Below are 14,731 nucleotides of genomic sequence, written 5' to 3'. Positions count from 1 at the left end.
AACAAGACAATAGACAAATATAATTAATTATCTAACAAATAGATTTTTTATTTTTTTTATACCATTAATAAAATTTTTTACATTCATTTTTTTTTTACCCTCTATTTGACATTTTATAATATTTATAAATCCTTTTTTAACTGAAATATACATTTCTTTTTTTTTTAAATTAATTAATACCAATCCTATTGGATAAGAATGATTTTTTATTTTTTTTTTAACTAAAAAAATTTTTAATCTTACAATTTTTTTTATATCGAAATGTAATAATGTCCATGCAGTAGGTCTTGGACTTAATCCTCTTATTTTATTATAAATATCATCTATAGATTGATTCCATAATATTTTACAATCTTTTGAAAATATTTTAGGTGCATATTTTATTATATCATTTTTTATACTATTTTGAATAATATATTTTGAATTGTTTCTATTTAGAATTTTATTTATACTATCTATAATGATAGTTCCACTAAGTTTTCTTAATCTTTTTTCTAATTGTCCTGCTGTTTCAAATTTTTTTATTTCTACTTCTTTTTGGATAATTATTTTTCCGGAATCTATTTTTTTTTCTATAAAAAAAACAGTTAATCCTGTTTTTTTTTCTCCATTTATAATGGCCCAATTAATAGGTGCTGCACCTCTATATTGGGGTAATAAAGATGGATGTAAATTTATAGTTCCTAATTTTGGAAGATTCCATATTTCTTTTGGCAAAATTTTAAAAGAAACAACTATTTGTATATCTGAATTCCATTTTTTTAATTTTTCTAAAAAAAAAGGATCTAAAAAATTTTTAGGTTGTAGAAAAGGAATATTTTTTTTTAGTGCATATTGTTTTATAATAGAATAAGATTTATTTTTATTAAAATTATTATCTGGATTAGTTATTATTCCTATAATATTGTATCTTTTAATATATAATTCTATTAATGGGAATAAAGAAAAACTATTTGATCCTATAAAAACAATTTTTAGAAATTTTTTCATATTATTTGTAATTTAAATTCACTATTTTTATATTGTAATTTTATGAAAAGGTTCGTATATAAAATGAGATGTTACTTTCATTATTTTTAAAACATTGTAATTATTTATGTATTGGACTTTAGAATTAGCCTCTCATTTAGAGGATGCCCCATGGCCAGCTACAAAAGAAGAACTAATTGATTTTGCTATTCGTACTGGTGCCCCTTTAGAAGTAGTAGAAAATCTACAACAATTAGAAAATGGTGATGGGGAGGTTTTTGAATCAATAGAAGACATATGGGCAGATTATCCAAGGGATGATGAAGACTTTTATTGGAATAGAGATGAATATGAAATTTAATTAATTAAATGAAAATGAATATGAATTATTTTTATACTTAGCTTGTAGAAATTTAATGAATTTTTTTAAAAAATTATTAAATAAATTTTTTTTAAATAAAAATGAAAAAGATCTGATTAAAATCAGATCTTTTTTAGATAAAATAAAAAAAATATCTAAATCTATTCGTTTATTATCTGATGATAATTTAAGAAATGAAACATTTTTATTAAAAGATTTTGTAAAAAAATCTATTGAAGAGTTTTCTAAAAAAAGAAAGGATTTCTTTTATAAGAAAAAAAAAGATTTTTATTCTGTTCCTTTTTTTAAGGAAATTTATTATTATAATGAAAAATTCTCAAAAGAGATATATCAAACAGAACAAAAAATTTTACTAGATATTTTACCAAAATCTTTTGCAATTATTAAAGAAACTGCTAGAAGATTTAAAGAAAATAAACAACTTATAGTTAAAGCCGTTTCGTTTGATAATGATCTTTCAAAAAGAAGATCATATGTTTATTTAGATGGAGATAAAGCAGTTTGGAAAAATAAATGGATAATTCATGGTAAAAATATAGTTTGGAATATGGTGCATTATGATGTCCAATTAATTGGAGGAGTAATTTTACACCAAGGAAAAATAGCGGAAATGGCTACTGGCGAAGGAAAAACATTAGTTGCTACTTTATCTGCTTATTTAAATGCTTTATCAGGAAAAGGTGTCCATATTGTAACTGTAAATAACTATTTATCTAAAAGAGATGCTCAATGGATGGCCCCATTAATGGAGTTTCATGGATTAAAAGTAGATTGTATTGATAATTATTTATCTACTGATATAAAAAGGCGTAAAAGAGCTTATTTGGCAGATATTACTTATGGTACTAATAATGAATTTGGATTTGATTATCTCAGAGATAATATGGCTAATGATAAAAATGAATTAGTTCAAAGAGAATTGAATTACGCTATCATAGATGAAATAGATTCTGTATTAATAGATGAAGCAAGAACTCCATTAATAATATCAGGTCGTGTTAAATCATTAAAAGATAATAAAAAAGAATTTACTTTTTTTCAAAAAAAAGTAAAGATAATGGTAGAAAAACAGAATTTAATAGTAAACTATTTTTTACAACAATCTAAAAATTTAATAGAAAAAGGAGAAAATGAAATAGGAGGATTAAAATTATTTCAAGCTTATCGTGGTTTACCTAAAAAGAAATCATTAATTAAGTTTTTGAGTCAAAAAAATATACGATCTATTTTACAAAATATTGAAATTCAGTATATCCAAGATTATGGAAGAGATATATCTCAAGTAGATAAAGATTTATATTTCGTAATTGATGAAAAAAATAATACTGTAGAATTAACAGATAAAGGAATTGAATTTCTATCTATAGAAATGGAAGATGAAAAATTTTTTATTTTTCCTGATCTAAATTTAGAATTATTAGAAATAGAAAAAAGAAGATTACCGAAAGAATATGAAATCAAAGAAAAAGAAAAATTATTAAATAATTTTTCTTTTAAATCGCAAAAAATTCATACTATTAATCAACTTTTAAAAGCATATACTTTATTTGAAAAAGATATAGATTATGTTGTTTTAAATAATTGTATAAAAATCGTAGATGAACAAACCGGTAGAATGTTAGAGGGTAGACGATATTCTGATGGATTACATCAAGCTATAGAAGCTAAAGAAAATGTACCTATAGAAAGTTCTAGTCAAATTTTTGCTACTATAACTTTGCAAAATTATTTTAGGATGTATAAAAAAATATCAGGAATGACTGGAACTGCAGAAACAGAGTCTGGAGAATTTTGGTATTTATATAAATTAGACGTAGTAGTAGTTCCAACTCATAAACCTTTAAAAAGAATAGATTTACAAGATGTTGTTTTAAAAACAAAGAGAGAAAAATATAATTTTATTATTGAAAAAATTATTTCTTTATCTAAGAATGAAAATCGTCCAGTTCTTGTAGGTACTACTTCAGTTGAAATTTCAGAATTATTAAGCAGAACTCTAAAATTTAGAAAAATTTCTCATAATGTATTAAATGCCAAATTGCATGAAAAAGAGGCTGAAATTATAGGAAAAGCTGGATTATCAGGAGCTGTAACAATTGCTACTAATATGGCGGGTAGAGGTACAGATATAAAATTATCAAAAGAGGTAATAAATAATGGTGGATTAGCAGTATTAGGAACAGAAAGGCATGATTCAAGAAGAGTAGATAATCAATTAAGAGGACGATCAGGAAGACAAGGTGATCCCGGAACTAGTCAATTTTATATTTCTTTAGAAGATAGTTTAATACGTTTATTTTTTGATTCGGAAAAATTATCTAATTTAATGGATAAATTTGGACATAAGGTAGGTGATGTAATACAACATCCTTTATTAACAAAATCCATTGAGAATGCTCAGAAAAAAATTGAAGATAATAATTTTTTTATTAGAAAACGTTTATTAGATTATGATGATGTTATTAATAAACAAAGAGAGTTTATTTATAAAAAAAGAAGAAATGCATTATATGGAAGAATGTTAACATTAGATATATCTAATATGATATATTCATTATTAAAATTGATAATTTCCTTTAATAATTTAAAAAATAAGTATTCTTTAAAAGATTCTAAAAATTTAGAATTTGAATTATACCAAATTTTTGGATTCGAATTTTCCATTCATAAAAAAGTATTTCGTTTATCTAATGAAATTAATTATATTAAAAAATATCATGATTTTTTAATAAAATATTATAATAAAAAAAAAAAAGATTTATTTTATAAATATATAGATCCAATTATAAATTATGATCTTAATAAGAAATTACAATTATCTCAGTTAAGAATAACTTTTTCCGATGGAAATAAAGATATAAGTTGTATTTATAATGTAAAAGAAATTTATAAGGATAAAAGTAAATCAATATTTTCCGTTTTTGAAAAAAAAGTTATATTATTTTTTTTAGATAATAATTGGAAAGATCATTTGAAAGAAATGGAGAATTTACGATTCTCAGTTCAAAATGCAGTTTTTGAACAAAAAGATCCTCTAATTGTATACAAACAAAATGCTTTTGATTTATTTGAAGAAAGGATTTATAACATAAATAGAAATATAATTTCTTTTTTATTTAAATCTAATTTATTGATAGATGATATTTCATATTCTGAAAAAGATAAAAAGTAAAAATAAAATTTGAAAATAATAGAATAGTAATATCATTATATATCTAAGTAAATGAATAATTTTTATTAATAAAAATAGTCTGTGATAGTGTGATAGATCGTTAAAAATATATTGAAAAAATGAAAAAAATAACATATATTTTTTTATTTTAGTTTCGATGATTGTATTTTTTTGTTCTGTTGGAATAAGTATTTTTGCTTTTAAAAAAAATTATGATTCTGTAAAAATAATTCCATATAATACTTATGGGGTAGTTTTAGGAACATCGAAATATTCAAATAGAGACAAAAAAATTAATTTTTATTTTAAATCTAGAATAGAAGCGGTCGAAATGCTTTTTAAAAGCAAAAAAATAAGATATATTATTGTTAGTGGAGATAATAGAAATAAAAATTATAATGAACCTGAAATGATGAAAGAAGAATTAATAAAAAGAGGGATCCCTTATAATTTTATATATGAAGATTTGTATGGAATAAATACTATTAATTCTATAATGATGATTTATAAAAATTTTCATCAAAAAAAATTTACAATAATATCTCAAAAATTTCATAATGAAAGAGCAATTTTTATCGGAAATTGTATTGGATTAGATATTACCGGATTTAATGCGTTAGGGACGTCTTTCAATATTAAAATGTATTTAAGAGAAATTTTAGCTAGAATTAAAGTTTTTTGGGATGTTATTTATTTTTATTGGTTTTATTAGTTTATATCTATTTACTAGTATAGTATAAAAATTTTTTAAAAATATTTGTATTATTACATTTTTTAGTATTGATTTCTAATAAAAACGGATTATTAGTTTTTTTCCAAAAAAAAATTAAATTTTTTTCTAAATTTTTTTGATCACATACATTTATATAATTCCAATTGTACATTTTACATATATTTTTTGCAGATAGTGTATGTTTAGTTTTAAAAAAATTATTGGTTTTACTAGAAAATTTTTTATTTGAAACAATATCAAATATATTTCCTTTTCCATTATTGATAAGTATAATTCTAAAATTATTAGGAGTATAATTATTCCATAAAGCATTGCTATCATAAAAAAAACTTATATCTCCAATTATTAATGTAACAGTTTTTTTACTAAGAATAGAATATCCTATAGCAGTTGACACACTACCTTCAATTCCTGAAGTTCCTCTATTGCAATAAGATATGGTTTTTTTTTTATTAAAAAATTGATAATATCTAATAATCATACTATTTCCTAAATGTAAAATAGAATTTTTTGGAATTTTAGAAAAAATAAAAAAAATTACTTTTAAATCTGAAAATTTATTTTCATTTTTTAAAAATTTTTCTTGTTTATTCATTTTAACTTTTATAAAGTTTATCCAACTTTTTCTATAATTAGAATATATAAAATTATCATTAATAATTATTTTAAAAAATAATTCTGGATCTATTGACCAATAGGTATTTAATTTATAATAAGTATCTGGATATTTTTCATAATTATCTCCAATATGCCAATGATATTTAGGGGGGGAATTTCTTAAAAATGATCTAATTCTTTTAGAGATGATGTTTATTCCAAAAGTAATTAAAATAGTAGGTTTAAATTTTTTCCATTTTTTTAAATCCATAGAGTAAAATATTTGATCTATATTAGAAAAAAACATATCACCATTGATATGAGATGTAGATTCTGAAAAAATTATAATAGATGGATCTAAACAAATTTTTTCTAAAATTTGTTTTAATTTTTTAATGTTATTATAATAATTATTTAATCCTAATAGGATCATTTTTTTTTTACAATTATTCCATATTTTTTTTTCTTTATAAAAAAGATGTTTTTTTATATATTTTTTAGTGGGAAAAATTTTAATATTTTTTATTTCCACTTGTAATGAATTGGTAATCTCATAAAGTGGTTCAGAAAAAGGAATATTAATATGTACTGGTTGACTAGTTAAAATACATTTATTTATAGATTCATTAATTAGATTATTATTATACCATATTCCAATTTTAGATTCATCTTCTGTTAATTGTGAAAATGATACTACATGATTTTTAAAAATATTTTCTTGGTGAATGGTTTGTCCTTCTAATATATTTATTTTTTTATTAGGACGATCTGCAGTAACAATAATAATTGGAATTTTTTGATAAAAAGCTTCTGTTATTGAAGGATAATAATTAACGACTGATGATCCAGAAGTACAATTAATTACTACTGGTTGTTTTAATTTTTGTGCCATTCCTAATGCAAAAAAACCCGCACATCTTTCATCTATTATGCTATAAGTATTAAATATTTTATTTTGTGTAAAATGAATAATGATTGGAGCATTTCTAGATCCAGGTGATATTATTATATTAAAAATTAATTTTTTTTGAAAAATTTCACCTAAAATTTGTACTACTTTTTTATTTGAATAAATCATTATTAAATAAATATTTTTTCTAAATCATACCTCCATTTACATTTAATGTAGTCCCTGTAATATAACTAGAAAGTTCTGATGCTAAGAATAAAACACAATTGGATACTTCTTTTGGACTTCCCGATCTTCCTAATGGAATTTTATTAATCCAATTAGCTTTTGTTTTATAGTCTAAATTAGAATTCATTCTTGTGGATATATATCCAGGAGCGATAGCATTACAACGAATATTTTTTTTTCCAAATTCTTTAGCTATTGATTTAGTAAATCCAATTATTCCGGCTTTAGATGCAGCATAATTAGATTGTCCTATATTACCTGTTATCCCAATTACAGAACTCATATTAATTATATTTCCTTTTTTTTGTCTAATCATTGAATAATAAATTACATTTTTAGTAATCTGAAAAACAGAATAAAGATTTGTTTGAATTACTTCATCCCATTTATCATCAGACATTCTTATTAAAAAAGAATCTTTTACAATTCCAACATTATTTACCAATATATCTATATTTGGATATTTATGTAATATTTCTTTTAAAAATATTTTACAAGAATTTTTATTCGATACATCCACTTTATATCCTTTTGCTAATTCTTTAAATTTTTTTTCTAATTTTTTTGATTCTTCTTCTGAAGAAAGATATGTAAAAATAACTTTAGCACCATTATGGATAAAAGTTTTTATTATAGATTGTCCTATATCTCCTGATCCTCCAGTTATTAAAGCAATTTTTTTATTTAGAAGTTTCATAAAATTTTTTTTTTATAATTTTATAAATTAAATTTAATGGTACATCTATAGAATAATTGTTATTATTTATTTCTATATGATTGATAGATTTTTTTAATGGAGAAATTTTTCTATTTATATCCATTTCATCTCTAAATAATATTTTTTTTTTTACTTCTTCATAAGAAATATTTTTATTTTTTTCTGTTTTATTATTAAGTAGATCTTTATATCTTCTATAAGAACGAATATCTATAGATCCTTTAATAAAAAATTTTAATTCTGATTTCGGAAATACACAATTTCCAATATCTCTTCCATCTACTATTACTCCATTTTTTTCTTTTTTTATCATATTTCTTTGTATAGAAATTAATTTTTTTCTAATCTCAGGAATTCTAGAGATAAATGGAACTTTATTAGTTACCTCGATTGATCTAATTTTAGACTTTATATTTTTTTTATTTAAAATAACATTTAAATTATTTATTTCTTCTATGGATATGGAAGAAATAAAATTTTTTATATTCCATAAATCACTATTAAAAATATTCTTACGAATTGCTAATAAAGTAATTATTCTATAAATAGATCCAGTATCTATATATTTATATTGGAATTTTTCTGAAATTTTTTTGGATAAAGTACTTTTTCCAGATGATGAAAGTCCATCTACAGCTATAACAATTTTTTTATTTTTCCCGTATTTCATTATTAATTATTCAACTCAAATTTTTTTTATAAAAAATACTTTTTTTAAAAATTAAATATTTTCTTAGAAAAATATCTATTTCTCCGTTCATAACAGATTGTATATTGCTAGTTTGATAATTTGTCCTCAAATCTTTTACTAATTTATACGGATGCATAATATAGTTTCTTATTTGAGATCCCCATTCTATTTTTTTTTTATTAGATTGTATTTTTTCTTGTTTTTTATTATTTTTAATTATTTCTATTTCTAATAATTTATATTTTAATAATTGTAATGCTTTTTTTCTATTTTGTATTTGAGATCTAGATTCAGTATTTTCTATGATAATACCTGTAGGGATATGTCGTAATCTAACTCCAGTTTCAACTTTATTAACATTTTGTCCTCCGGCACCACTTGAACGATAAGTATTCCATTGAATATCTGAATTTTTAATTTTAATATTGATATTATTATTTATAATTGGATAAACATATACAGAAGAAAATGAAGTATGTCTTTTTGAATTACTATCAAAAGGGGAGATTCTTATTAATCTATGTACGCCATTTTCTCCATTTAAATATCCAAATGCATAACGTCCTTTTATTTCTAAGGTAATGGATTTAATCCCAGTAACATCTCCAGATAATTGGTTAATTTTTTTGATTAAAAAATTTTTTTTTTCTGCCCACATAATATACATTCTCATTAACATAGCTGTCCATTCACAACTTTCAGTCCCACCTGCACCAGAACAAATTTTTAATATAGCATTTAAATAATCTTCTTTTGAATAAAAGATATTTTCTAATTCTAGATCTGAAATTAATTTTTTTATTTTATGTAAATTTTCATTAAATTCTTTATCTAAATTTTCTTCTTTAGAAAAAATTTGTATTATTTTTAAATTTTCTAATAAATCTTTTAAAATTGAAAATTTTTCAAGATTTATTTTCATATTATTTATATGTTCTACATGTTGTGAATTTTTTTTATTTTTTTTCCAAAAATTTGGATCTAACATTTTATTTTGTTCTTCTTTAAAAGATTTTTGTATTTTTTCTATATTTAATATTTTTCGAATGTTATTAATTTTATTAGATAAAATTTTAATTTCTTCTTTTTGTTTTATCATAATGAATCAATTATAAAGTCTAATGAAATTATTATAATCATAAAATTTTATTTATATTTTTATTATATATAAGTATAATAAGTATAAAGTAAAATACCAATGATATAAAAAATTATGAATAATTATAATGATAATGATAATCTTACAAAGGAATCTAAAGAAATAATACAAGAAGGACAAAAAATAGCATTAGATGAACGTCAACAATCTATTGAAAATGCTCATATTTTAAAATCAATGTTGAATTTAGAAAAAAAATTAATTCCTATTTTATTAAAAGAGTTAGGAGTTGATCATTATTCAATAATTATTGGGTTAAATCGTATAATATCTTCTTATCCAAGAGTAATTAGTGAAAGCTTTAGTCAACATATTAGTTCTAACGTAATAAATATGCTAAATATAGCAAGAAATTATGCTTTTCTTTTAAAAGACCAACTTATATCAGTAGAACATATTTTTTATGGAATTTTTATGAATTCTGATAAAACATCTCAAATGCTACAAGATCAAGGTATTACAGAAAAAAAAATAAAGATAATAATTAATAATATTAGAAAAAAAGAAGAAAATTTTTCTTCGTATTATAAAGAAAAAGTATATAATGTTTTAAATAGATATGCTAAAAATTTAAATGAATTAGCTTTAAAAGGAAAACTGGATCCAGTTGTAGGAAGAGATGAAGAAATACGAAGAATTTTACAAATTTTATCTAGACGAAAAAAAAATAATCCTATATTAATAGGAGAACCAGGAGTAGGTAAAACAGCTATTGCAGAAGGACTAGCACATAGAATTATTAGTGAAGATATTTCCGATAATTTAAAAAATAAAAAAGTATATTCTTTAGATATGGCTTCTTTAATCGCAGGTGCAAAGTATAAAGGAGAATTTGAAGATAGGTTAAAATCAGTAGTAAAAGAAGTTATTTATTCAAATGGAGAAATAATATTATTTATTGATGAAATTCATACTTTAATTGGAACAGGAGGAGGAGAAGGAGCAATGGATGCGGCAAATATATTAAAACCAGCATTAGCTAGGGGTGATCTTAGAGCAATAGGTGCCACTACGTTAAATGAATATCAAAGATATTTTAGAGTAGATAAAGCTTTAGAAAGGAGATTTCAACAGGTATATGTGAATGAACCAACAATCACTGATGCTATATCAATTTTACGTGGAGTCAAAGAAAAATATGAAAGTTATCATAAAGTAAAAATAAAAGATGAATCCATTATAGCAGCAGTAGAATTATCTAAAAGATATATTAATGAAAGATTTTTACCAGATAAAGCTATTGATCTTATTGACGAAGCTGCTTCTAAATTGAGAATAGATATGAATTCTAAACCCGAAGAATTAGATATTTTATATCGTAAAATTATGTATATGGAAATTCAAGTAGAAGCATTGAAACGAGAAAATGATAAAAAACAATTAATTTCTTTAAAAAAAGAATTAAATAATTTAAATAAAAAAAAAATAAGATTAGAAATTCAGTGGCAGAATGAAAAAAATTTAGTTGAAGGAATACAAAAATCTAAGGATAAAATAGAAAGTTTTAAATTTGAATCAGAACAAGCTGAAAGATTAGGTGATTATGGAAAAGTAGCAGAATTAAGATATGGAAAAATTAAAGAAGAAGAAAACAAAATTAAATTCTTTGAAAAGGAATTAAAAAAACAAGAGGACAAAGGAAATAAAATTATACGTGAAGAAGTATCTAGAGAAGATATTGCTCAAATAGTATCTAAATGGACTGGAATTCCTATAACTAAAATGTTACAAAGTGAAAAAGACAAATTATTATCATTAGAAAATGAATTACATAAAAGAATTATTGGTCAAAATGATGCAATTCAATCTATATCTAATACTATAAGACGTTCTAGATCTGGATTACAAGATGAAAAACGACCTATTGGTTCTTTCCTTTTTATGGGTAGTACAGGGGTAGGAAAAACCGAATTGGCTAAAGCTATAACAGAATATTTATTTGATGATGAAAATAATATGGTACGTATAGATATGAGTGAATATCAAGAACGTCATTCTATAAGTAGATTGATAGGTCCTCCCCCAGGATATATAGGATATGAAGAAGGGGGACAATTAACTGAAGCCATAAGAAGAAGACCTTATAGTGTTATTTTGTTGGATGAAATAGAAAAAGCTAATCCAGATATTTTTCATATTCTTTTACAAGTTTTAGATGATGGAAGATTGACTGATAATAAAGGGAGAACAGTAAATTTTACAAATACCATAATTATTATGACTTCAAATATAGGATCTGATATCATTCATGAAAATTTATATAAAAATATATCTTATAATATAATGGAAATTACTAAAAGATCATTAATAGATTTGTTAAAAAAAATAGTTAGACCAGAATTTATCAATCGTATTGATGAGATTATTTTATTTAAACCTCTTTCTAGAATAGAAATAAAAAAAATAGTAAAATTACAAATGAAAAAATTAGGGAAATTATTATTGAATAAAAATATTTATGTAGAATCTACTAATGAAACTATAGAATTTCTTTCGGATAAAGGCTATGATATAAATTTTGGAGCAAGACCTTTAAAAAGAGTAATTCAAAATGATATTTTAAATAATTTATCTAAAGAAATTATCAAAGGAAATATTACCAATAATAATAAAATATTAATAGACTTTTTTAAAGAAAAAGGAATTGTATTTAGACAAATAAAAAAATAATAAATTGATTTATAAATCTGGTTTTGTTAGTATTATAGGATTTCCTAATGTAGGAAAATCAACTTTAATGAATTCTATTATTGGAGAGAAAATATCTATCATTACACATAAGCCACAAACTACACGTCATAGAATATTAGGAATATTTAATAAATATAATTTACAAATTGTATTTTCTGATACCCCTGGACTAATCAGTCATAATAAAAATTTTTTACAAAAAAAAATGATGAAATATGTTATAAGATCTTTTGAAGATGCAGATATAATATTATTGCTGACTGAAGTAGGAAAAATTAAAAATTTATTAGAGACAGAAAGATTGAAGAAAATCTTAATGAATTTTATTAAACAAATCAATAATAAAATTCCTATCATTGTATTAATTAATAAAATTGATAAGATCAAATCAAATTTTAATATCCTATATAAAACCATTGATTATTGGAGTAATATTTTACCTCAATCGGAAATATTGCCTATATCTGCATTAAAAAAAACCAATCAAGATTTATTGATAGATAAAATAAAAGTATTATTATCTGAACATGAACCATTTTATCCAAAAGAATTATTAAGTGATAGATCTAAACGATTTTTTGTTAATGAGATTATAAGAGAAAGAGTATTTTTTTTATATAAAAGAGAAATCCCTTATTCTGTAGAAATAAAGACAGAAATTTTTAAACAAAAAGAAAAATACATAGAAATATCTTCTATTCTTTATGTGGAAAGAGACTCACAAAAAAATATATTAATAGGTTATTCTGGGAAATCTTTAAAAAGATTAAAATTTTTTTCTATAAAAAAAATAGAAGAATTTTTTCAAAAAAAAATTATATTATTTTTATTTGTTAAAATATGTAAAAATTGGAGAAATAATTATAAATATTTAAAATATTTTGGATACTAAAAATCTATTTAAATTTAACAATTAAAAAATTTTTTTTACCAAATTGTAATAGTATATATTCTTCTTGTATTAAATTTTTTTCTTTAATAATAAAATTTTCTTTAATTAAAATCTTATTTACATAAATTGATTTTGATTTTATAGCAATTTTTGCAAGTTTTTTAGATTTGAATAATCCACTTTCTTTTAATAAATCTATTAAAATAAATCCTTTTTTTAATTTATTTTTATAAAGTAGTTTATTAGGTATATTTTTATATATAGAAATACATTCATCCTTTTTTAAGGTTTGAAGTATTTTATAGTCTTTTTGAAATAAAACAGATATAATTTTTATTATTTCTTGATATTTATTATTCCCATGGATCCAATTAGTAAGATTATAAGCTAATTTTTTTTGTAATAATCTTTTATTAGGATTCTTTTTATGTTTTATAATTAAATTTGATATTTTTTTTTTTGATAAAAAAGTATAAATTTTAATATATCTTTCAGATTCTAAATCTGAAAGATTCATCCAAAATTGATAAAATTTATATGGAGATGTTTTTTTGCTATCTAACCATATATTATATTCATTTTCACTTTTTCCAAATTTTTTACCGTTTGATTTTGTTATTAGTGGAAATGTAAATCCATATACCTTTTTTCCAGTTTTTTTTTTTATTAATTCTATTCCTGTTGTAATATTTCCCCATTGATCTGAACCTCCAATTTGTAATTGATAATTATTAATTTTATTTAAATAGTAAAAATCATATCCTTGAACAAGAGCATAAGAAAATTCTTTAAAAGAAATTCCATTTTCTACTCTTTTTTTTATAGAATTTTTAGACATTAAATAATTAATAGAAATATGTTTTCCTATATTTTTTATAAAATCTATAAAAGAAATATTTTTAATCCATTGAAAATTATTTAATATTTCTACGTTTTCTGAATAATATTTAAAAATTTTATTGATCTGATTTCTTATAGAAAAAAAATTTTTTTCTAATATTTTTTCTTTCAATATTTTTTTTTCATCTTTTCTTTCAGATGGATCACCGATAATACCTGTTCCTCCTCCAATTAAAATACAAACTGGATGTCCCATTCTTTTTAAGTGAATTAATATTATAATTGGTAATAGACTACCTATATGAAGAGAATCAGATGTTGGATCAAATCCAATATAAGTTTTTGTAGGTTTTTTTAATTGTTCTTCTATTCCATAAACTTTATCTTGGATTAATTTTCTCCATGATAACTCATCTATAATATTTTTCATTCTTTTAAATTAAAATAATAACATTAAAAATGATAAAAAAATTTTTCTTATATAATTTAACTACCTTAGTTTTTATTTTTATTCATATTTATTCTAATTTTTTAGAAAAAAAAAATTTTTCTTTTATATTAATAATATATATATTATTATTTCCTTTAAATAGTTTATTTGTTTTATTTTTTTATTATTTATCTTTTCTAAAAAAGAATAATTTATTGATTATTTATCCTGTAATAACAGGAATAATAAAATTGATTTTTAGTATTTTTTTATTTTTTTATTTAATAAGATTATATAATAAAAAATATATTTTATATAA

The 14,731-nt window shown here is 21.3% G+C and carries 11 protein-coding genes; 5 read left to right on the top strand and 6 right to left on the bottom strand.

Annotation, left to right across the window (positions count from 1 at the left end; translation table 11 throughout):
* Positions 1–27: 27 nt before the first annotated feature.
* Positions 28–990: a methionyl-tRNA formyltransferase gene (gene fmt, locus H0H58_RS02610; RefSeq protein ID WP_185864997.1), complete on the bottom strand. Its 963-nt coding sequence runs from the start codon at positions 988–990 to the stop codon at positions 28–30.
* A gap of 106 nt (positions 991–1,096) precedes the next feature.
* Between fmt and H0H58_RS02605 the strand changes: the two genes are divergently transcribed.
* From H0H58_RS02605 to H0H58_RS02595, 3 genes are all read left to right on the top strand, one after another.
* Positions 1,097–1,330 (top strand): DUF2795 domain-containing protein, encoded by a 234-nt coding sequence (locus H0H58_RS02605; protein ID WP_185864996.1) that lies wholly within the window; start codon positions 1,097–1,099, stop codon positions 1,328–1,330.
* A gap of 55 nt (positions 1,331–1,385) precedes the next feature.
* A complete protein-coding gene (locus H0H58_RS02600; RefSeq protein WP_185864995.1) occupies positions 1,386–4,523 on the top strand; it encodes a preprotein translocase subunit SecA in 3,138 nt (1,045 codons plus the stop codon).
* 157 nt (positions 4,524–4,680) lie between these two features.
* Positions 4,681–5,235, top strand: a complete 555-nt coding sequence (locus tag H0H58_RS02595; RefSeq protein ID WP_185864994.1) for a SanA/YdcF family protein — start codon at positions 4,681–4,683, stop codon at positions 5,233–5,235.
* A gap of 7 nt (positions 5,236–5,242) precedes the next feature.
* Here the strand turns inward: H0H58_RS02595 and menD are convergent, their stop codons facing one another.
* The 4 genes from menD to prfB are packed head-to-tail and all read right to left on the bottom strand — an operon-like array spanning position 5,243 to position 9,499.
* Positions 5,243–6,931, bottom strand: a complete 1,689-nt coding sequence (gene menD, locus H0H58_RS02590; protein ID WP_238785136.1) for a 2-succinyl-5-enolpyruvyl-6-hydroxy-3-cyclohexene-1-carboxylic-acid synthase — start codon at positions 6,929–6,931, stop codon at positions 5,243–5,245.
* A 19-nt stretch (positions 6,932–6,950) separates the two neighbouring features.
* Positions 6,951–7,688, bottom strand: coding sequence for a 3-oxoacyl-[acyl-carrier-protein] reductase (fabG, locus tag H0H58_RS02585; protein ID WP_185864993.1), 738 nt, complete (start codon positions 7,686–7,688; stop codon positions 6,951–6,953).
* Positions 7,672–8,379 (bottom strand): (d)CMP kinase, encoded by a 708-nt coding sequence (gene cmk, locus H0H58_RS02580; protein WP_185864992.1) that lies wholly within the window; start codon positions 8,377–8,379, stop codon positions 7,672–7,674. Before cmk ends, fabG begins: the two co-directional genes overlap by 17 nt.
* Before the next feature lie 10 nt (positions 8,380–8,389).
* Positions 8,390–9,499 carry a peptide chain release factor 2 gene (gene prfB / locus H0H58_RS02575; RefSeq protein WP_185864991.1) on the bottom strand — a complete coding sequence of 370 codons (1,110 nt, stop codon included), beginning with the start codon at positions 9,497–9,499 and terminating at the stop codon, positions 8,390–8,392.
* Between the two features lie 114 nt (positions 9,500–9,613).
* Here prfB and H0H58_RS02570 point away from each other — a divergent pair, with 114 nt between their 5' ends.
* Positions 9,614–12,229, top strand: a complete 2,616-nt coding sequence (locus H0H58_RS02570) for an ATP-dependent Clp protease ATP-binding subunit (RefSeq protein WP_185864990.1) — start codon at positions 9,614–9,616, stop codon at positions 12,227–12,229.
* 4 nt (positions 12,230–12,233) lie between these two features.
* Positions 12,234–13,142: a GTPase Era gene (gene era / locus H0H58_RS02565; protein WP_185864989.1), complete on the top strand. Its 909-nt coding sequence runs from the start codon at positions 12,234–12,236 to the stop codon at positions 13,140–13,142.
* A gap of 4 nt (positions 13,143–13,146) precedes the next feature.
* Here era and tyrS read toward each other — a convergent pair whose 3' ends face one another.
* Complete coding sequence (tyrS, locus tag H0H58_RS02560; protein WP_185864988.1) at positions 13,147–14,412, bottom strand: tyrosine--tRNA ligase; 1,266 nt, start codon at positions 14,410–14,412, stop codon at positions 13,147–13,149.
* Between the last annotated feature and the right edge of the window lie 319 nt (positions 14,413–14,731).

Source organism: Blattabacterium cuenoti (assembly GCF_014251775.1).
Lineage (GTDB): Bacteria > Bacteroidota > Bacteroidia > Flavobacteriales > Blattabacteriaceae > Blattabacterium > Blattabacterium cuenoti_H.
This window is presented reverse-complemented; position numbering and strand designations above follow the sequence as displayed.